13 protein-coding genes are annotated in these 19,535 nt (G+C 64.5%); 2 read left to right on the top strand and 11 right to left on the bottom strand.

Translation table 11 applies throughout. From position 1 onward, the window contains the following. Window positions 1-243 precede the first annotated feature (243 nt). The 9 genes from HWN72_RS22150 to HWN72_RS22110 all read right to left on the bottom strand — a co-directional run bounded on the left by HWN72_RS22150 (window position 244) and on the right by HWN72_RS22110 (window position 12,396). The gene (locus HWN72_RS22150) at window positions 244-2,976 is read right to left on the bottom strand and encodes a TonB-dependent receptor (protein ID WP_211151391.1); all 2,733 of its coding nucleotides are present in this window, start codon (window positions 2,974-2,976) and stop codon (window positions 244-246) included. Window positions 2,977-3,036: 60 nt separating this feature from the next. After that, window positions 3,037-3,882 (bottom strand): fumarylacetoacetate hydrolase family protein, encoded by an 846-nt coding sequence (locus HWN72_RS22145; RefSeq protein WP_211151390.1) that lies wholly within the window; start codon window positions 3,880-3,882, stop codon window positions 3,037-3,039. Window positions 3,883-3,895: 13 nt separating this feature from the next. Beyond that, a complete protein-coding gene (locus HWN72_RS22140; protein ID WP_211151389.1) occupies window positions 3,896-4,852 on the bottom strand; it encodes a zinc-binding alcohol dehydrogenase family protein in 957 nt (318 codons plus the stop codon). Between the two features lie 391 nt (window positions 4,853-5,243). Beyond that, complete coding sequence (locus HWN72_RS22135) at window positions 5,244-6,332, bottom strand: pectinesterase family protein (protein WP_211151388.1); 1,089 nt, start codon at window positions 6,330-6,332, stop codon at window positions 5,244-5,246. Between the two features lie 9 nt (window positions 6,333-6,341). Further along, window positions 6,342-7,118, bottom strand: coding sequence for an SDR family oxidoreductase (locus HWN72_RS22130; protein ID WP_211151387.1), 777 nt, complete (start codon window positions 7,116-7,118; stop codon window positions 6,342-6,344). After that, window positions 7,118-8,389, bottom strand: a complete 1,272-nt coding sequence (locus HWN72_RS22125; protein ID WP_211151386.1) for an L-fuconate dehydratase — start codon at window positions 8,387-8,389, stop codon at window positions 7,118-7,120. The genes HWN72_RS22130 and HWN72_RS22125 overlap by 1 nt, the downstream gene beginning before the upstream one ends. After that, complete coding sequence (locus HWN72_RS22120) at window positions 8,386-9,129, bottom strand: SDR family oxidoreductase (protein WP_211151385.1); 744 nt, start codon at window positions 9,127-9,129, stop codon at window positions 8,386-8,388. Before HWN72_RS22120 ends, HWN72_RS22125 begins: the two co-directional genes overlap by 4 nt. A 10-nt stretch (window positions 9,130-9,139) precedes the next feature. After that, window positions 9,140-11,521, bottom strand: a complete 2,382-nt coding sequence (locus HWN72_RS22115) for a glycoside hydrolase N-terminal domain-containing protein (RefSeq protein ID WP_211151384.1) — start codon at window positions 11,519-11,521, stop codon at window positions 9,140-9,142. Beyond that, complete coding sequence (locus HWN72_RS22110; RefSeq protein ID WP_211151383.1) at window positions 11,518-12,396, bottom strand: amidohydrolase; 879 nt, start codon at window positions 12,394-12,396, stop codon at window positions 11,518-11,520. Before HWN72_RS22110 ends, HWN72_RS22115 begins: the two co-directional genes overlap by 4 nt. Before the next feature lie 167 nt (window positions 12,397-12,563). Between HWN72_RS22110 and fucP the strand changes: the two genes are divergently transcribed. Further along, window positions 12,564-13,877: an L-fucose:H+ symporter permease gene (gene fucP, locus HWN72_RS22105; RefSeq protein WP_248006235.1), complete on the top strand. Its 1,314-nt coding sequence runs from the start codon at window positions 12,564-12,566 to the stop codon at window positions 13,875-13,877. Window positions 13,878-13,910: 33 nt separating this feature from the next. Continuing rightward, complete coding sequence (gene lldD / locus HWN72_RS22100) at window positions 13,911-15,065, top strand: FMN-dependent L-lactate dehydrogenase LldD (RefSeq protein ID WP_211151382.1); 1,155 nt, start codon at window positions 13,911-13,913, stop codon at window positions 15,063-15,065. Between the two features lie 285 nt (window positions 15,066-15,350). Here the strand turns inward: lldD and HWN72_RS22095 are convergent, their stop codons facing one another. After that, on the bottom strand, window positions 15,351-16,337 hold the full coding sequence (locus HWN72_RS22095; protein ID WP_211151381.1) for a pectinesterase family protein: 987 nt from the start codon (window positions 16,335-16,337) through the stop codon (window positions 15,351-15,353). Next, entirely contained in the window at window positions 16,334-19,447 is a 3,114-nt protein-coding gene (locus tag HWN72_RS22090; protein WP_211151380.1) for a sugar-binding domain-containing protein, read from the bottom strand. Before HWN72_RS22090 ends, HWN72_RS22095 begins: the two co-directional genes overlap by 4 nt. Between the last annotated feature and the right edge of the window lie 88 nt (window positions 19,448-19,535).

The following is a 19,535-nucleotide window of genomic DNA, read 5'->3' as shown; positions in this document are numbered from 1 at the left end:
CCGCGCGGCTCCGCAGCGAAAAGTTCCAGTATTTGGATGCCCTTCTCCAGCGCAGGCGCAGAATAGGCCCGCTTGCTGCCGGAGGTGCTGTCGTCGTCGTCTTTCTGGGCCATGTCAGTGCGGATAATGGAGCGTACAGGCGCGCGCAACTCGCTTGAAGAACATACACGTCTTCACCCCAGGAGAATAAAACGATCGGCCGCAGCGAGGGTGCGGCTGCGGCCGACAGGGGGAGTAGCCGGATCAGAATTTGATGCGAGCACCTGCGGTAAAGCGTCGACCGAAATCGTACTCGCTGAGCAGCACACCCTGCAGCGTCTCACGCTTGAGCGTGGCGCCGGTGACGTTGCTGGCGTTGAAGGTGAGCGACAGGAACTCGGTAACATCGTAGTTCGCAGAGATGTCGAGTTGCCCGTAGGGCTTCTGACGATCGCCGTCGCCGAACGTCCCCGCCACACTGTTTACTGCCGCGCTGCGATACGAATAATTGGCTCGGACGCCGAAGCCCGCCTTCTCATAGTATGCGCCGAGGTTGTAGCTGCGCTTGGACACCCCCGGGATCGGCACTTTCGGTCCGCCGGCGGTTGTCGCCACGTCGCTGACGTCGAGCAGCGTGAGGTTCGAAGTGACGCCCAGACCGTCAAAAGGCGAAGGCAGCATGTCTAGCGGCACCTGGGCGTTGAGCTCAACCCCCTTGATCTTGCCGCCCTCGCCGTTGTCCGGACGGAAGGTGCGGAAGTCCATTGTCACGGTGCCCGTCAGCGTGGACTTGATCGTACGCGTCTCCACCGATGTGGTGTCAACGATGAAGTTCTTGACGTCCTTATAGAATACCGCAGCCGAGAGCAGGCCTGTCTTGCCGAAGTAGTATTCGAGCGAGAGGTCGGCCTGATCGGCAAGATAAGGCTTGAGAAACGGGTTCTGCGTGGTGATCGTGCGCACGTTGGCGTTGATCGCCACCGAGGGCGAGAGACGGTTGAGATCGGGCCGGGTCATCGCCCGGGCGAGGCCCACGCGTACGATCAGGTTTTCGGTCGCACTGAAGCGCAGGTTAAAGCTGGGCAGCCAGTTCGAATACGCGTTCTTAAATGCGATCGGGCCGCTGCTCGGCACGATCAGAGTGATGCTGTCGTTCTGGAGTTCGGCGTTGGCAATATCTGCGCCGAAGCCGTCCGAAGTCACCCGTGTGCGTACGTAACGCAGGCCGATATTGCCCGAGAGGCGATCATCGGCGGTTGCGAAATCGGCACGGGCATAGCCGGCCAGCACCTTCTCGCCCACCGTGAACTGATTGGTGCGATCAATGGTGAGCGTACCTTTGGCCAGCACATCATCAAGACTGACGTTGGCGAAAAGCTTCGAATAGTCGGGCACCAGGAAGACGCCAAGGCCATCGCCAATGAAGCGTGAATAATCGACGACCTTGAGCAGGTCCGCAGCCGAAATCGCACCGCCCTCCACACCGGGAAGGTACGGTGTGCCGTAGATCTCCGAAAGCACCTGCGGGCTAACGAAATAGCGCGGACGGGCCCCGAACTCGATCTCGTCCTCGCCATAGTAGCCGCCCACCTTGACCGAACGGATGAATCCACCGTCGAAATCGTACTTGAGGTCGAGGCGGCCGCTCTTGTTTGTCTCGGTCGTCTTCTGGCCTCGAATGGCAGAAAAGCTGCGGAAATAGAACGTGCTGGGATCGAGCGGATCGTAACCGCGAGTATATTCGATGTCCGGAACTCCGCCCAGATCACCGCCGATGTCATAGGACGCCGAAGCGCGCGAGATCGGCGCGAACGAATTGCGATCGGAAACGTTGCGCACCGATCGGCCATATGTCGCCTCGCCCGAGACTGTCAGGCGATCGAAGGTGACCTCGCCGCCCACTGCGAAGTTCAACGTGCGGTCTTTCGTCACCCAGTCGAGATTGTTGGACTGGTGATCCACCCCGTCCGCATCGAGGAAGGTGAGCAGGTTGTTCTCACCCACTGTGCTGCCACGGACAGCGCCGGTCGGGCCGCCGATGTTGGTCCAGCGCAACTGATGCTCGAAGCGGTTGAAGCCATCGGTGAACCAGGTGGCGAGACCGTCGGCATAGAGGTTCACGTTGTCGGCAGGCTTCCACTGCAACCCGCCAACCACCGCCTTGCGCTCGAAATCGCCCTCGTCGGAAACGAAGGTCGTCGCATGATCGAAGCCATAGGCTGTGTCGGAGCGCGTACCGTCAAGGTTGTAGTCATAGCCGCCGCTGGCGTTTTCTTTGCGCTGCTCGATGCCGTAGCCGGTGAAGCCCGCCTGAATGACCTTGCGCTTCTCGTAGTTCACGCCAAGGTTCACGCCGAAGCTGCCATCGCCGAACACGCGGTTGACGAAGGCCGATACATGGGGCGTCATCTTCTTCGGGTTCGTCTCGTAAAGCCCTTCGGCCACCACGGTGACGATGTTCTTGCCCACATCCGCCGGACGGTTGATCTTGACGTTCACCGTTGCCGAAAGGCCGCCGTCGATCATGTCGGCGGTGGGGGTCTTGCTGACTTCTACGGTGCTGACGAAGTCCGTGGGCATCGAGGTGAACGAGAACCCGCGCGTGCCGTTGGGCGATGTCAGCACGCGCCCATTGTAGAGCGTGCGCGTGAAGTTCTCTGACAGGCCGCGCACGCTGACGCCGCTGCCTTCGCCCTTATTGCGGGTAATCTGCACGCCGGTCACGCGCTGGAGCGATTCCGCCAAGTTGCGATCGGGAAACTTGCCGATGTCCTCCGCCGAGATCGCTTCCACCAGGTTGGGCGCGGCGCGCTTGATATTCGCAGCGTCCTCCAGGCTTCGGCGAATGCCGGTTACGATGATTTCCTGTTCAGTAGCGCTATCATTCTTTGGTACAGAGACGCTCCCGCGCTGCACGGCGTCCTGCGCGAAAGCGGGAGCACCGGCGCCTACTGATAGCAGCGCGATCAACGATACAGTCGGATGCAGATACCTCATTGTTCTTCCTCTCCTTTGCCGCCCCCGATCTTTCGCGAGGGCCGGCCGACTTCGTTCGGGTTACGTAGTGGCGACGACGCGCTGGCGCTGTTCGCCCAGCCCTTCGATGCCGAGGCGAATTTCATTGCCAGGCTGCAAATAGCGTGGCGGCTTCAGGCCAAGGCCAACGCCGGCGGGCGTGCCGGTGGAGATCACGTCGCCCGGCTGCAGGCTCATGAACTTCGACAAGTGCGCGATGATCTGAGGCACGGTGAAGATCATGTCCGCCGTAGTGCCGTCCTGATGCCGTTCTCCGTCGACTTCAAGCCAAAGGCGCGCGTTGGCGATGTCAGGCACTTCGTCGGCGGTGACGAGCCAGGGCCCGGTAGGTCCAAACGTGTCGCACCCCTTGCCCTTGTCCCAGGTGCCGCCGCGATCGAACTGAAAACTACGCTCGCTGACATCGTGGACCACGCAGTATCCCGCGACATGATCGAGCGCGTCGGCTTCCTGGATATAGGCGCCGGCCTTGCCGATCACGACGCCCAGTTCCACTTCCCAGTCGAGCCGGTCCGAACCGCGCGGCTGCACTACGTCGTCATTGGGGCCGCAGACTGCGCTGGTCCACTTGTTGAATACCACCGGCTCGGCCGGGATCGCCATGCCGCTTTCGGCCGCGTGGTCGCGGTAATTCAGGCCTATGCACACGAACTTGCCGATCCGGCCGACGCAGGCGGCAAGGCGCACCTCCCCCTCGACCACCGGCAGGCTGGTGATGTCGAGCGCGCGCACCCGGGCGAGACCTTCGGCGGTCAGCACCTCGCCCGCGATATCGTCGACATGGGCGGAGAGATCGCGAATACGGCCTTCCGCGTCTAGCACGCCAGGGCGTTCCTGCCCTGCAGCGCCGAACCTGAGCAACTTCACGTCCTAACCTCCTTCATAGCACCACCAGCGCCTTGATGACGCCGGAATCCGGCTCCATTAGCCGTCCGATCGCTGCGGGAACCTCGGCGAAGGGCAGCGTGTGGCTGACCACAGCCCCCAGCGGAAAAGCCCGGGCGCGCAAGACTTCGATCACGTCCGCAAAATCCTGGTGCGTCGCGTTGCGACTGCCGATCAGGCTCATTTCGCGCTTGTGGAATTCAGGGTCGCTGAAGCGGATGTCGGCGGTCACGATCGACACCAGCACATAGCGTCCGCCATGCGCGACATAGGCAAAGCCAGCCTCGATAGCCGGGGCATTGCCGGTTGCGTCGAACACGCAGTCGAAGAATTCGCCATTGGTCAGGGCCGCTAGACGCTCCGCCGTGTCCGCGCCCAGTGCCTCGCCGTGATGCGCGCCTAGCTTATCCACGCAGAGGGCCACGCGGCTTTCATTGCCATCCAGCACGGTCACATCCGCCCCACCACGCGCGGCGAAGAAGGCGGTCGCCATACCTATCGGGCCCGCGCCCACCACCAGCACTCGTTCGCCGACCTGCAATACCGCGCGGCGCACCGCGTGGCGGCCGATCGATAGAAATTCGACCATCGCGATATCGTCGAGCGAAAGCCCTTCGGCATCGATCAGATAGCGCTCATCGATGGCGAGGTATTCGGCGAGGCCGCCATCCTTGTGAACACCCAGCACGCTCATCGCCGCACAGCAGTTGGGCTTGCCGCCCCGGCAGGCGATGCAGGCGCCGCAGGAGTGATAGGGCATGATGCACACGCGCAACCCGGGCTGCCACTCGCTGCCCACGCCCGCCGAAACGATCTCGGCGGCAAGCTCGTGGCCCGGTACGCGCGGGTACGAAAGGTAGGGCTGAGTGCCGCGCACGATGTGATAGTCGGTGCCGCAGATGCCCACACGGCGAATGCGAACCAGCGCTTCGCCCGCGGCCGGAACCGGCATGGCGCACGTATCGAGTATCAGTCGGCCAGGCTCGACGCAGCTGATTCTATTAATGCTTGGCAAGAAGCCTCTCCATGCTTCGTCGACCCTGGCGGGCGTTACGAACGATATACCGCTAACATTATCACCAGTGCAATCTGATTTTGCATATAGAATTACGTTTTGAGAGAAATTAGTGATTCCTGGCGCGGTGAAGCACCTGCTCCCGAAGACGTAAGATCGTCAGCGGCCTTGCGAACTCGGGAAAGTAGCGGAAAGGAGAATCCTGCAAGCAGTTGCGGGCAACTGGCGCTTGAGGCCGACCAGCTTGAATTCGCGAACCGATGTTCCCGGCCCAAGCGAAGATTGATCGCAGCCAGCGATACCGGATCAAATCCGCGACGACGTATGCTTAGATTTCCGGCGTCCAGTCACCGAACATGCCGCTACGGGAGAACGCCCGCGCTCCCTCCTCCGTCAGCATGATCCCCCGACGAGGGCCCAGGGCACCGGGGCCGCTGTTCGCATATTCACGAAAGCGCGCATGCTCGGGCTCGAACCACTGGCGCGGCGTGCCGAACCACATGCGGGTCCAGCCTGTCGGCGCGATGTGGCGGCCCATGGCGCAGCGCAGGAACGCCGCCATGCCCACCGAGTTCATGTCCGGCTCGGAACCCGTTTCAGTCCGCCGCAACGCACGCCACGGACGTCCCAGGAACACGCTACACTCCGGCACCCCGACTTCTGCTACCAGCGTGCACTGGTCGAAGACGAGGCCCGCCGGCCGGCTCAGCATGGTACTGGGAGCGGCGATATAGCCTTCCACCGGCACGATGCGCGGGCGCGATACGATCGTGCAATTCTCGAAACGCGCAGTCGCACCGCCAAAGATGAAATCGTAGCTGCCGGCGATACGGCAATCGGCGAACAGGGCGCGCCCGCCTGCGCAGAACAGCGTATCTTGATGGCTCGCGAGGCCGCATCGCAGGATGGTCGCGCAATCAGCGGCATTGCCCAGCGTCAGCGCAATGGCCTGCTGGCTGCCGCCCTCGTCGGCCTTCAGACCATCCGGCTTTCGCATCTCGCTCCAGGCATCGAAGGCGTTCTCGATGCTGAGGTCCTGCGCATGGAAGCCCGGCGCGCGCACATTGAGCACGGCACTACGGAACGTGCCATAGGGCTTGCCGTCCGGCGCGATGGCCCCGGCATAAGCGCCCGCGCGCAGGAAAGTTCGCTCCTGCCCTTCGCCGAACAAGCGCAGGTTCGGCCGCTCCACAATGGTCTGCCCCCAATGCTCGCCTGCCAGGACCCGCACGTTCGCCGGCGTGCTCACCCGGCCCAGTTCGCTGTCGAGAAATGCGCGCAAGGTGGGGAAGCGGGGCATGACGTCCGTGCCGCCCGGACCAATCACCGCATCGAAAGGGGGGGCGGCGCGCGCCGGGACGCGCGCCAGCGCTAACCCGCCCAGCCCTAGCGCAAATGTGCGGCGCGTAAGGTGCATGGACGCTACTTAGCCCAGCAGGCGGTCGAGGTGGGTATAGCCGCCATCGGGGAAGATCCATTGCCCGGTGGTGTGACTCGACCGTGTGGAAAGCAGGAACAGCACCGTATCCGCAATCTCCCGGTCGGTCGTCATCCGCCGACCCAGCGGAATGCGCCGGTTGATTTCGGTCAGCTTGGCTTGAGGGTCATCGAAACTCTCGATCCAGCGTGCGTAGAGCGGCGTCATCACTTCCGCAGGTAAAACTGCATTGACACGAACGCCATCTCCCACCAGTGCCGCCGCCCATTCGCGCGTCAACCCCAACTGCGCCGCCTTGGACGCGACATAACCGCTGGTGTTGCCCTGCCCCGTCACTGCCGTCTTGGAGGAAATGTTGACGATTGCTCCCTTGCTAGCGCGCAGATGCGGCAGGCAGTGGTGCGCCATGCCGTAGTAATGCGCGAGATTGGACTGGACTGACGCCATGAACGCTTCGGTCCCCGCCTCCAGATCGACACCATCGTTGGTCCCCGCATTGTTAACGAGCCCGTGGATACCACCTGCCCTAGTCGCAATCTGCGCGACCGCCCCGCGGCAGGCGTCGTCATCGGTGACGTCAACCTGCGCGAAGATCGTCGCGGGCTGAGTTGCGCGGATTTCCGCCTCGAACTCGGCCTTCAGCGCGCTGCGTCCGAGGATCGCGGGAATCGCCCCTTCGCGTGCAAGCCCCAGCGACACCGCACCGCCGATCCCCGCGCCACCACCAGTCACGACGACGACTTTTCCTTTGAGTTCCAGGTCCATCAGGCCACCCGATACTGTGCTATGGATTGCGGCTTCATCTCGATCGAAAAACCAGGGCGCGTCGGCGGCATGTAAGCCGCGTCACGGATCACGCAGGGGTCGATGAAGTGCTCGTGCAGATGGTCGACAAATTCGATCACGCGGTCCTCCATCGTGCCAGAGAAGCACAGGTAATCGATCATCGACAAGTGCTGTACGTATTCGCACAGGCCCACTCCGCCGGCATGGGGGCACACCGGCAACCTGTGCTTCGCCGCCATCAGCAACACCGCGAGAATCTCGTTGACGCCGCCGATGCGGCAACTGTCGATCTGCACCACATCGATCGCGCCGCGCATGATGAACTGCTTGAACAGCACTCGGTTCTGGCACATCTCGCCGGTGGCGACGCGGATCGGGTGAATCGCCTCTCGGATGGCGCGGTGCGCCTCCACGTCGTCGGGGCTGGTCGGCTCCTCGATGAACCAAGGCTCGGCGAAGGCGAGTGCCTTGATCCATTCTATCGCCTGCCCTGTCTCCCATATCTGGTTGGCGTCGATCATCAAACGACAGTCCGGCCCGACTGCCTCGCGCGCGATGCGCAGGCGGCGGATGTCATCCTCCAGATCGCGGCCGACCTTGAGCTTGACGTGGCGGAATCCCGCCTCGACCGCCTCGGTGGCCAGCCGGCGCAGTTTCTCGTCCGAATAGCCGAGCCATCCGGCGGAGGTGGTGTAGCAGGGGTAGCCGGACGCGGTCAGCCGCTCCACGCGCTCAGCCTTGCCTGCGACGCGGGCGGTGAGCAGGTCCAGCGCTTCCTCGGGTGTGATGCAGTCGGTGATGTAGCGAAAATCGATGCAGCGCACGATCTCCTCGGGACTCATGTCGGCAATGAGCTGCCAGACCGGCTTGCCCTCGACTTTGGCCCAAAGGTCCCACACGGCGTTGACGACGGCACCCGTCGCCAGATGCATCGCGCCCTTGTCCGGGCCGATCCAGCGCAACTGACTGTCTCCGGTGATATAGCGCCAGAAGCGGCCCGGATCCGCGCGCACCCAGTCCAAGTCGAGGCCGACCACCAGCGGGCGCAGCGCCTCGATCGCGGCGACGCAGATCTCGTTGCCGCGCCCGATCGTGAAGGTCAGGCCGTGGCCCTCCAGCCCGTCGTCAGTTTCGAGGATCACATAGGCGGCGGAATAGTCCGGGTCGGGGTTCATTGCATCCGAGCCGTCCAGAGACTGGCTGGTGGGAAAGCGGATATCCGCCGTGCGAAGGCCGGTGATGCGTGTCATTCGACCGTCCACCCCCCGTCGATAACGGCCGTCGTGCCGGTGGTGAAGGCGCTTTCATCCGACGCGAGATAGAGCGCGAGCGCCGCGATCTCGTCCGGCTGGCCAAGACGGCCGAGCGGCTGGCGCGCGGAGAATGCGGCATGGGTCGCCTCGAAACTCTCGCCGGTCGCCTCGGCCTGCGCCTGCATCCGCGCGCGCAACGACGGGCTTTCTACGGTGCCGGGGCAGATGGCGTTGCAGCGCACGCCGTCAGAGACGAAATCCGCCGCGACGGATTTGGTTAACCCGATCACGGCAGCCTTGCTGGCGCCGTAGGCGAAGCGGTTGCGCACGCCGATGATCGACGACGCGACCGAAGAGACGTTCACGATCGAGCCCGCGCGCCGCTCCACCATCGCCGGCAGGTACGCCTTGATGAGCCGGAACATCGCGGTTGCGTTGAGGTCCAGCGAGGTGGACCACTGAACATCCGTGCAATCGAGCAGGGTGCCTGGGAAGACGATGCCGGCGCAGTTCACCAGGACCTCAGCCTCCCCGGTCGCCCCGGCCAGCGCGGCAGCGGCCTGCGGATCGGTGAGATCCGCAATATGCGGGGTCACGCCCTTGAGCGTGGCGAGCCCTTGCGCATCTCGGTCCACCGCGTGGACCGTCGCGCCCTCGGCGACGAAGCGCTCGGCGATGGCGCGGCCAATCCCGGCGGCGGCGGCTGTCACCACGGCCTTTTTTCCGGCGAGTCTCATGCTGGCTCCTTTAAGCAGTACGAAGGTCCAGGCCGGTCAGGACGACCGCCTTGCCCGGCTTGAAATCGATGGTGCGGCGCACGTCCCCGCAGCGGACCTCGTGACTGCCGCCAATGGCCGAGACGACACGCGCCTGCGCCAGCACGCCGCGCTTCCAAGAAAGATCGACCATGCAGGCCCCGCGCGCACGCAGCCCCCGGATCGACCCTGTCGGCCAGGCCGAAGGGAGCGCCGGAAGCAGGTGGATTTTGGCGCCGACGCTTTGCATCAGCATTTCCGTGATGCCGGAGGTGCCGCCGAAATTACCGTCGATCTGGAACGGCGGGTGCGCGTCGAACATGTTCGGATAAGTCCGCTCCGGCCCCAACAGGAAGCGCAGGATGGAATGCGCATGGTCGCCGTCGCGCAGGCGCGCCCACAGGTTGATGCGCCAGGCCGTGGCCCAGCCGGTTGCCTTGTCGCCGCGGATCTCCAGCGACTTCTTCACCGCTGCCGCGAGTTCAGGTGTATCGTCCAGGTTGATCTGCGCATCGGGAAACAGACCGAAAAGGTGCGAGACGTGGCGGTGATGCAGGTCCTTCGCGCCCGCGTCCCAATCATCCTTCCATTCCATCAGTTGGCCCTGCGAGCCCACGCGGTTGGGGATCAGCTTGCCCTTCAACGCATCTACCTCGGCCACGAATGCCGCGTCCGTTTTCAGCACACCCGCCGCCTGGGCTGTCACCGTGAACAGAGCGCGCAGGATCTGCATGTCCATCGTCGGCCCCGCGCAGAGCGATCCTTCGCCATGCCCGTGGTTGTTCTCGGGCGAAAGCGAGGGGTTGGTGACCATCCAGCCGGTCTTGGGGTCCTTCACCAGCGTATCGAGGAAGAACTCGCAGGCGCCCTTCAGGATCGGATAGACGCTGGCGAGGTACTGGGCGTCGCGGCCATAGTCGTAGCGGTCCCACAAATGCAGGCACAGCCACGCCCCGCCCATCGGCCACAGGCCAAACTGCGGGCCGTCGATCGGGCCGGTGGCACGCCACAGGTCGGTGTTGTGATGACACACCCAGCCCCGCGCGCCGTACATGTCGCGCGCCATGCGTGCGCCGGTGACGGCAATGTCGCGGACCAACGCGATCAGCGGCTCGGTCATCTCGGGCATCGCGGTCGGCTCGGCCGGCCAATAGTTCATCTGGGTATTGATGTTGATCGTATACTTCGATCCCCAGGGCGGATTGACGCTGTCGTTCCAGATGCCTTGCAGGTTCGCCGGCTGCGATCCCGGCCGCGAAGACGTAATGAGCAGGTAGCGCCCGTACCGGAAATAGAGCGCCGCCAGCGCCGGATCATTGGCCCTTTCGGACTGGCCGATGCGCTCGTCGGTCGGCTTGTCCGTCTCGGCATTGCGGCCGAGGTCGATCGAGACGCGGCGATAGATCGCGCGGTGATCCTCGGCCGTCCTGTCAGCGATGGCGCGGAAGGTCTTACGCGCGGCGGCCGCGATCTGCACGCTCGTGATCGCCTCAGGATCGCCGCTGACGTCAGTATAGTTGCGATAGCTGGTGGCCATGGCAATCAGGATCGTCGCCTCAGTGCCGCCGCGTATCGACAGACTGTCGGCCGTCGAGGAAACCGTGCCGCCGCCGTTGATCACCTTTACGCGGCCCTGAAACTTAAGCGCGCCGGCAATGCCGTGCTGGGTGTTGTTGATGCCTTCGAGCAGCAGCACATCACCGGGGAGCGAGCGCACGGTGTGCTTCGTCTGCGGCACGTCCATCTTCAGATCGAACGCCAGCTTGCCCGGCTTCGATGCCTTCAGCTGCACCGCGATCACCTGCTCCGACGGGGAAGCGACGACGCTGCGTTCATAGTCGACCCCGTCCACGGTGAAGCGGGTGGTGTGGCGCGCGGCGTCGATATCCAGCTGGCGGCGATAGCTACCCTTGGCCGGTTCGCTCAGACCGGGGAAGGACAGCAGCAGGTTGCCAAGCACCTGGTACGACATCTGCCGCACCGGCACTGCCATCAACTTTTCCTTGGCGATCGCCTGAGCCTCGTCATAGCGACCCTCGAAGATCAGCTTCCGTACTTGCGGTAGCGCGGCTTTCGCGTCGGGGTTGACGGGGTGATAGGGCCCCCCGCCCCACAGGGTGTCCTCGTTCAGCTGCAGCCGCTCCTCAGCCACGCCCCCGAAGACCATCGCGCCGATGCGGCCGTTGCCCACGGGCAGTGCCTCCGTCCATTCCTTCGCGGGCTGGCGATACCAGAGCATGTCGTCGCCGGGCGCATCTCGGACGCCCGCCGTAGCGGCTTCGGCACCGGGAGCGCCGAGCAACGACAGCGCCGCGACAGTGGAGCCGCCCGCGACCAGTTCACGGCGGGAAACGGCGAAATCTTCAAGGTTCACTGTACTGTCTCTCCCTCTGCCTGCGCTTCGATGCGCGCATAGGCACGCCGCGCGTTGCCACCCATGATCGCCGCGCGCTCGACCGGGCCGAGCGGGGCAAGCAGCCGTTCGACCAGTGCCAGCACGCGCGCGTATGGCGCCGCGAGCCCGCAAACCGGCCAGTCCGAACCGTAGATCAGTCGCTCCGGCCCAAAGCAGTCGAGCAGGTGCGCCATATACGGTGCGATTTCGTCTTCTCGCCAGATTGCCGGGTCCGCCTCGGTGACGAGGCCGGACAGCTTGCAATAGACTGGATAGGCACGCGCGACGGCGGCGATGCGCCCCGCCCATGGCTCCCACTCGCCCTTCGCGATGACAGGCTTGGCGCCGTGGTCGACCACGATCGCGCCCGCCGTCCCCGCGCGAATCCCGACTGCGTCGAGGAAGGCCGGCACATGTTCAAGCTGAGGTGCACGGACGAGCAGGTCGTAGGTAAGGCCGCGCTCCAGCACTGCGCGCACGCCGCGCTGGAATGCCGGATCTAGAAGAAAGCGCGGATCGGGCTCATCCTGAACGACATGACGAAAGCCGATTAGCCGCACCTGGCGCGACCATTCCTCTATACGCGCGGCAACGTCCCCGGCGCGCAGGTCGATCCAGCCGATCACACCAGCAATCCACGGACTGGCTGCTGCGAGATCGAGAAGCCAGCGCGTCTCCTCCTCCGTCTGCCGGGCTTGGACCGCTATGCTATGGACGATGCCTGCTGCGTCCAGGTGCACACGCAGGTCCGCAGGATCATGATCGCGCGCCAGAATCGAGCCCTGCTCTATCCACTCGAATTGTGCCGCGTCGTAGCGCCAGAAATGCTGGTGCGCGTCGATCCATCCTTCCATTTTCCCACCGCTCCCGCGTTACTATCGTATTTGACAGTATGTTCTATATGTGAAAGTTAGCGCTATATTGAAATTGGCGCAAGGCGGAAATGACGCCGCGCGCGCCACGGCCATTGTCTTCGCAAGCGCATCTCGACAGGATGTGCACGGGGCGGGAGAGGAAACATATGGGTATCAGCATGCCGCCCGCAGAGGCGACGGGGCTGCCGACCGGGAAAATCGAAACCGATGACACGCAGGAGCGCAAGGTCCACTTCGTGACTCCGGGCTTTCGCGCCGGGTTTGTGCTGGTCACCGCCATGTTCTTTACCTGGGCGCTGGCGAACAACCTCAACGACATCCTGATCCGGCAATTCCAGAAGGCGCTGGCGCTGTCCCGCGCCGAAGCCGGGTTCATCCAGTTCGTGTTCTATCTCGCCTACTTTCTCTGGGCGATCCCGGCCGGGCTGATGCTGCGCCGTTTCGGCTATCGTGCGGGCCTGCTGCTCGGCCTGGCGCTATACGCGGCAGGTGCGTTGCTGTTCTATCCGGCAGCGGAGGTCCATCGCTACTGGGCGTTCCTCCTCGCCCTGTTCGTGCTGGCATCGGGCGCCGCATTCCTGGAGACGGCCGCGAACCCCTTCATCGCGCGCTTCGGCGATCCGTCGCGCGCGTCGCAGCGCCTCACGTTAGCGCAGGCGTTCAACGGTCTCGGCGCGGTCGTCGCTCCCACTATCGGCGGCATCTTTATCTTTTCGGGAGTCGAGCACAGCGCGCAGGACATCGCGACGATGTCCGAGGCGCAACTGCAGACTTACCGCGCATCCGAAGCAGCCATGGTCCAGGGGCCGTACCTTGCCCTCGCGGTGTTCGTCGTCATGCTGGCGATCGCCATCGCGCGGGTACGGCTGCCCGCCATCCCTCGCAGTGCGGACCAGACGACCGGCACCCTGCGCGCCGCCTTGCGGAACCGACAACTGGTGGGCGCTGTGATCGCGCAGTTCTTTTACGTCGGCGCGCAGGTCTGCGTGTGGAGCTACTTCGTCGACTTCGTGAAACATCTCATGCCCGCAACGCCCGAGAAGACCGCCGCCTACCTGCTTTCGGGCAGTCTGCTGCTGTTCATGACCGGACGCTTCGCAGGCGCCGCGCTCATGCACCGCATTCGACCAACCCGCCTGCTTGCGATCTTCGCCATCGCCAATGTCATCCTGGTCGCGCTGGCCATGACATTGGCCGGCAACGCTGCAGTGGCAATGCTGGCGCTCACCAGCTTCTTCATGTCGATCATGTTCCCCACTATCTTCGCGCTGGGCATCCGCGACCTTGGCGAAGGCACAGCGCTGGGTTCCTCTCTTATCATCATGGCTATCATCGGCGGCGCGGTGTTCCCGCCGCTGATGGGTCTATTAAGCGAGCGGACTGACTTGCAAGCGGCGCTCTTCCTTCCCCTCGCCTGCTTCGCAATCGTCGGCGCGTTCGCCAACATCGCGAAGGACTAGGTAGCTCAACATGTACACACCCAAGGCCCCGTAATGATCACCGCCTCGATCCCCGACTTTCGCGAAGCCGCACGCCGCACGCTGCCGCGCTTCCTGTTCGAATACATCGACGGCGGCTCCTATGCCGAGGCGACGCTGCGCCGCAACGTCTCCGACCTTGCCGAACTCGCCCTGCGCCAGCGCGTGCTGCGCGACGTCTCGGCGCTGGACCTGTCGACGCAGCTGTTCGGCCAGAAGCTGGCCCTGCCCCTTGCATTGGCGCCGATCGGGCTGGCCGGCCTCTATGCCCGGCGCGGCGAGACGCAGGCGGTGCGGGCGGCGCAGAACGCCGGCGTTCCCTTCACGCTCTCCACGGTGGGCGCCTGCACCATCGGCGAAGTCGCCAGGGCTGCGGATCGCCCGTTCTGGTTCCAGCTCTACATGATCCGCGACCGCGCCTTCATGAAGGACCTGCTGGCGCAGGCGGTCGAGGCCGGCTGCTCCACCCTCGTCTTCACCGTCGACATGCCGGTCCCCGGCAGCCGCTATCGCGATTACCACACCGGCCTTGCCGGGTCCGGCGGCATCAAGGGCGCGCTATGGCGCTTCGCGCAGGCCGCCGCCCGGCCCGGCTGGGCATGGGACGTCGGCATCAACGGACGCCCGCACACGCTCGGCAACGTCGCCCCGGTGCTACAGGGCAGGACCGGGATCGAGGACTTCTTCGCCTGGATGCGAAACAACTTCGACCCCTCGATCAACTGGCGCGATCTCGATTTCATTCGCTCCGAATGGAAGGGGCCGCTGATCATCAAGGGTATTCTCGACCCGGACGACGCGCGCGAAGCCGCAGAGCTGGGCGCGGACGGCATCGTCGTCTCCAACCACGGCGGGCGGCAGCTCGACGGCGTGCTTTCCAACGCCCGCGCCCTGCCCCCGATCGTCGATGCGGTGGGAGACCGCCTGACCGTGCTGGCCGACGGCGGCATCCGCTCCGGTCTCGATGTGGTGCGGATGCTGGCGCTGGGCGCCAAGGGCGTGCTGCTGGGCCGCGCCTGGGCCTGGGCGCTCGCGGCCGGAGGGGAAGCAGGCGTCACGAAGATGCTCAAGCTGATCGAGGCCGAAATGCGCGTTGCCATGGCGCTCACCGGCACCACCCGCATCAACCAGATCGACCGCAACTGCTTGGCGCCACTATCGAAAAAGTAGTGCGGGTAGATTCCACGGAAGCCTGGCGGAGCCGTCGACATCGACAAAACACACAAGATTTGTCAGCATTGAATTCTGTGGCTCCTAATTTCACAGTAGTGTCGCGCCCTCGCCGCAAACAGCCAATCTATAATCTACGGTGTGAGTAAAAATCATTGGGCTATATCACGCCCACATTCCAAAATGGTGTTTACTATTTTGCTAGGCGAATTTTTCATTACCAGATTAAAGCGAGAAGATCGTGAAATCCGCGAATATTTTATTTCAATTCGGATTTCAATTGCTTTATTTCCCCACCCTCGCCCCAATCCATCCAATATCCCCTTTAAAGAATGCTTTGAGCCGCCAGCGCTCAATTAAGTTCAAGTTAAGTGTCTGTCCTTCTTTTATCAAAGAGAAGTCCTTGGCACCCCTTCCACGAGGCGAATAAACAGCATAGCGAGTCGTCGGCAGCTTGTTTGTTTTGCCCGGCGTCCATTCGGTAAATCCGCCCGGAACCAACAGTACATCTATGGTTGGCTCCAAGAAAATCACTGAAGCATAATCGCGCCATGGCCGCCCCAGCGAGACGTTGCGCGCGGCCGCATCCGCAGTGAGGCGGCAGTCCTCAAACACGAAGGCGCTGTCCTCGTCCGGCGCGTTGCGGCTCTGAGCGGTGTACATGACGGATTCGTGCGCCTCGCCGTGCAATTGGCACTTGCGGAAGAACGCCTTGGCATTGCCGAACACGAAGTCGACGTGACCGGCGATGTAGCATTTCTCGAAGTAGGCGCGGGTTTCCTTCCCGCCCTGCCCGTCGTTGACGAACAGCGTGTCCTGATGACCGAGCATCCGCACGTTCGACACCACCGCCGCGTCGCCCGTCAGCGAGACCGCCACCGCCTGCGACGGCGCATGCGCGGGATCGAGCCACCAGTCGTTCGACACCGTCAGGTTGCGCAAGGTGAAGGACGCGCCGGTCACGCTCAGGGTCGCGGACTTGAAGGTGCCGCCTGCCGTCATGGCGGAATCGCCGTAGACGAGGACGACGTCGTCCGGCCGCCTGCCCGTGCCCGCCAGCGTGACGTTCGCGGCGCTGACGGTCAGCTTCTCGCGGTAGGTTCCCGGCGCGATGAGCACTTTGCCGCCCTCGGCCGCGACCGAGTCGATGGCGGACTGGACGGTATGGAATGCCTCTGCCTTCGCCGGGTCGACGTGGACGGTGCGGGCCATGGCAGGCGCGCTCAGCATGGCAGGTGCGACGAGCGCCGCGCAGATCAGTCGATGGTTCACGAAGTTCTCCCCTGTCCCGCCAGCCATGCGATGGCATTGGCGAGGAAACGGCGCTGCAGCGGCGCCACCATATCCGGCATGCGGTGGACCACCACGCGCATCCGCTTGTTCGCGGCCACCAGCGTCGCGGCGCCGTTGTGGCGATCGTGATCGCGGCTGTAGCCCGCGACGATCTCGACGCCCGGCCCGTCCACCAGCAGCCCGTTCGAGAGGCGTCCATCGACCTGATGGAAGATCCCCGCCGCCCGGTCCGCCGGGATGCCGGCGAACAGCGGGTGCGCTCGCAGGTAGTTCCAGTTGCCCATCCACGGCGCGCGGATATCACCCACGGTGCCCTTGAATTCCAGCAGTCCAAGGTCCGCAAGTTGCCGCGCAACGCCTTCGGACAAGCCGTCCTCCGGCACCAGCGCCAGCAGCGGCACGCCCGAGCGCACGGCGGCCAGCACCTGCGACGACAGTTCGCCGAGCACCAGTTTCGGCTTCTCGCCCTTCCCGGGCTGGGCTTCGAGTCCGGTCTGCTCCCCGATCTGGCGGCGGCCGATCTCATCCGCCTTGAGGCCCGAGGCGATGACGAGATCGTACCGCTGCCCAGGCCGGAACTCCTCCAGCCGGAGGCCGGGCAACGCCTCAAGTTGCGCCCGAAGACTACGCGCGATCCCGGAGACGGCGATGCGCCGCCCGGATGCCACCTGCGCGGGCAGCCCCGTCACCCAAAGGCTGCGGGTGAAAGTGCCATCAGGCGCGCCGGAGAACGACAGGCTCACCTGCCACTCCCCTTCGCGTGCCAGCGCAGGCGTCGTGACTTCGCGTGCGACCAGCTGGCTGAACCGGTCCGGCGCCGTGGCGGCGGCAGGATAGCACCCCACTTCCACCACCGCGCCTTGCGGATCGCGCAGGGACAGCGCCAGCTCGCCGCTCACGGCCTTGCCGGTATCGTTGAACAGGAACAGGTCGAGTACCGCGCTTTCCCCCGCCGCGTAAGCCAGCTTGCGCTGCTTGGCGACGGGGCGCACCGGCAGCAGGCTGGCGCGCACCAGCGCCGGATCGGCCTTGAAGCCGCGTAGGTTGTCGACGATGCCGGAGTGGTTCTCGATCGCAGTGGTCTCCCACCCGCTGATCGCCGCCACATCCACCTCGTCGCCGATGCGGATGTTCTCCATGTAGTTGGCCCAGGCATCGTAGCTCTTGGCGCCGATCGACAGGAACAGGTCCTGCGCGGTGGGGAATGCCTTGCGGAACCCCCAGCGCTCCAGGAATGCCTCGGTATTGGCGAGGATCACCGCATGGTCGGCAAGGTCGTAGGACCGGCGGCCGCCCTTGCGGATCGTCTCGACCATGGCGGCGTGATCGTCGGCGACGGCGCAGCCTTCCATTTCGCCGAATTCGACGATGAAGGGCTTGCCGGTCTGGCGGTGGATGTAGTCGTCAGGGCTCTTGTAGAAGGCGTCGTACCACTGGTCGCCCGCGCCCTGGTGGTTGTCCCACCAGCCACCCCACTCGACCTCGTCCGAGCGGTAGTATCGGTCGCTGTAAGGAACGTACATCGCCTGGGAGGCGCCGCGCTGGACGAAGCCGTCGTTGAGGATCACCGTGCGGCTCGGATCGGCGCGGTGCATTGCCAGCAGCACCGCCTGGACGTCGGGGTTGGCGAGGTCCGCGCCCAGTTCGTTCTGCAGCGTGTACTGCACCAGCGAGGGGTGCGAGCGGAACGCACGCACCATCGCCACGCACTTCTCCACCTGATAGTCGCGTGCGAAGCGGTCGGCGTCGGAGAGTTCGCCGTTCTTGCCATAACCCGCGATGGCGAAGCGGCCACCGCCGGGCTCCATCACACGCAGCAGGCCCATCTCGTCCTGCCGGTCGAGCACCTCGCGCTTGCCGACGTTGCGGTGGAAGTGCAGGCAGTTGAGGCCCAATGCCTTGGCCGCCTCGACTTCCTTGATCGCAAGGTCAGGGCGCGGCCAGAGCCCGTTGAAACCCCAATAACCCCACGAGATCGCCGAGTAGAGCTTGATGCGCCGCCCGTTGAGCCGCAGCATCGCATCGCTGCCCAGCCCCTCCGGCGCGAACCAGCGGAAGCCGAAACGCACCTCGGCCGCGTCCTTGCCGAAGGAGAGGCGCAGCGTGTGCAGCACCGGCGTGTCGAGATCCCACAACTGCGCGTCCCGCGCCTCGATGCGGAAGCGGACGTGCGCGGTGGTCCCCTCGACGCGCGCGTCCTCCAGCGTCACTTTCGCCGGAACCCGCGCGCCCTTGTCGCCCAGCAGAACGGCCTTGGCCAGCTTCCCCGCCTTTCCGGCCAGCGCGATGTCGCGGCAGGCGACCTTCAAATGGGCGGTCACCACATGCGGATCGGGCGTGTTGAGCACCCAGGCGTCGGCCACATGCGCGTCGAGCGGATGGCTGGTAAGATGCACGTCCCGGTCAATCCCGCCGAACCCGTGCGAGCGGAACAGCTTCACCGCGCCCCAGGTCATCGTGGTGGAATCGCGCCAGTCGTAGCGGCCGCCGGGATTGGTGATGCGGATCGCCAGCCGGTTGCGCGCGCCCGGCCGCAGCGCCTCGGTCAGATCGCAGACGATCGGCAGCTCGGCCATGATCGAGTAGCCGACCAGCTTCTCGTTGAGGAACACCTCTGCCCGCAGCCGTGCCCCGCGAATGTGGAGCAGCGTGCGCCGCTTCGCGAACGAGGCGGGGGCATCGAAGTCCTTCGTCCACCACGAAACCCCGCGATAGGAGCCGTTCTGCGGCACGGGATCGTCGTTGGCGTAGCGGTACTCGTCGTCGTTGTAGGGCCGCTCGCCCAACTTGCCCCAGACGTGCTCCTCCACCGTGGTCGGCAGGGTAACGGCGACCGACGGTGCGCTGTCGAGAATGCCCCAGCCCCCGGTCGGCGGATTGACCCGCAGGCTGCCAAGATCGACCTGCGAGGGCAGATGGATGCGATCGTCCTCGAACCGTGCCTCGCGGTCCAGCCAAAGCCGCCAACCCTCATCAGGCAGCGAGAGGCGGTTGCCGCCTTCCACCGCCAGCGCGTTCGTAGGCAGCATCGTGACCGCCCCGGATGCGCCCGCGACGCCGAGGAAGCCCCGGCGATCGAGCGCGGTCACCAGCGCATCTCCGATAGGCGTGCGGATCGGTGCTGTTCCATGCCATCCCTTCCCCTGTTCGCGGCGCCGGCTTTCTACCCGGCCGTCG

This window comes from Novosphingobium sp. HR1a, from assembly GCF_015594425.1.
GTDB classification, from domain to species: domain Bacteria; phylum Pseudomonadota; class Alphaproteobacteria; order Sphingomonadales; family Sphingomonadaceae; genus Novosphingobium; species Novosphingobium resinovorum_A.
Note: the sequence above shows the minus strand (reverse complement) of the source record. Positions and strands in the feature narration are given on the sequence as shown.

Coding starts and splice junctions, on each gene's coding strand:
- HWN72_RS22125 (WP_211151386.1), bottom strand. CDS start 8,389: ATGACACGCATCACCGGCCTTCGCACGGCGGATATCCGCTTTCCCACC.
- HWN72_RS22120 (WP_211151385.1), bottom strand. CDS start 9,129: ATGAGACTCGCCGGAAAAAAGGCCGTGGTGACAGCCGCCGCCGCCGGG.
- lldD (WP_211151382.1), top strand. CDS start 13,911: ATGATCACCGCCTCGATCCCCGACTTTCGCGAAGCCGCACGCCGCACG.
- HWN72_RS22135 (WP_211151388.1), bottom strand. CDS start 6,332: ATGCACCTTACGCGCCGCACATTTGCGCTAGGGCTGGGCGGGTTAGCG.
- HWN72_RS22140 (WP_211151389.1), bottom strand. CDS start 4,852: ATGCCGGTTCCGGCCGCGGGCGAAGCGCTGGTTCGCATTCGCCGTGTG.
- HWN72_RS22110 (WP_211151383.1), bottom strand. CDS start 12,396: ATGGAAGGATGGATCGACGCGCACCAGCATTTCTGGCGCTACGACGCG.
- fucP (WP_248006235.1), top strand. CDS start 12,564: ATGGGTATCAGCATGCCGCCCGCAGAGGCGACGGGGCTGCCGACCGGG.
- HWN72_RS22130 (WP_211151387.1), bottom strand. CDS start 7,118: ATGGACCTGGAACTCAAAGGAAAAGTCGTCGTCGTGACTGGTGGTGGC.
- HWN72_RS22150 (WP_211151391.1), bottom strand. CDS start 2,976: ATGAGGTATCTGCATCCGACTGTATCGTTGATCGCGCTGCTATCAGTA.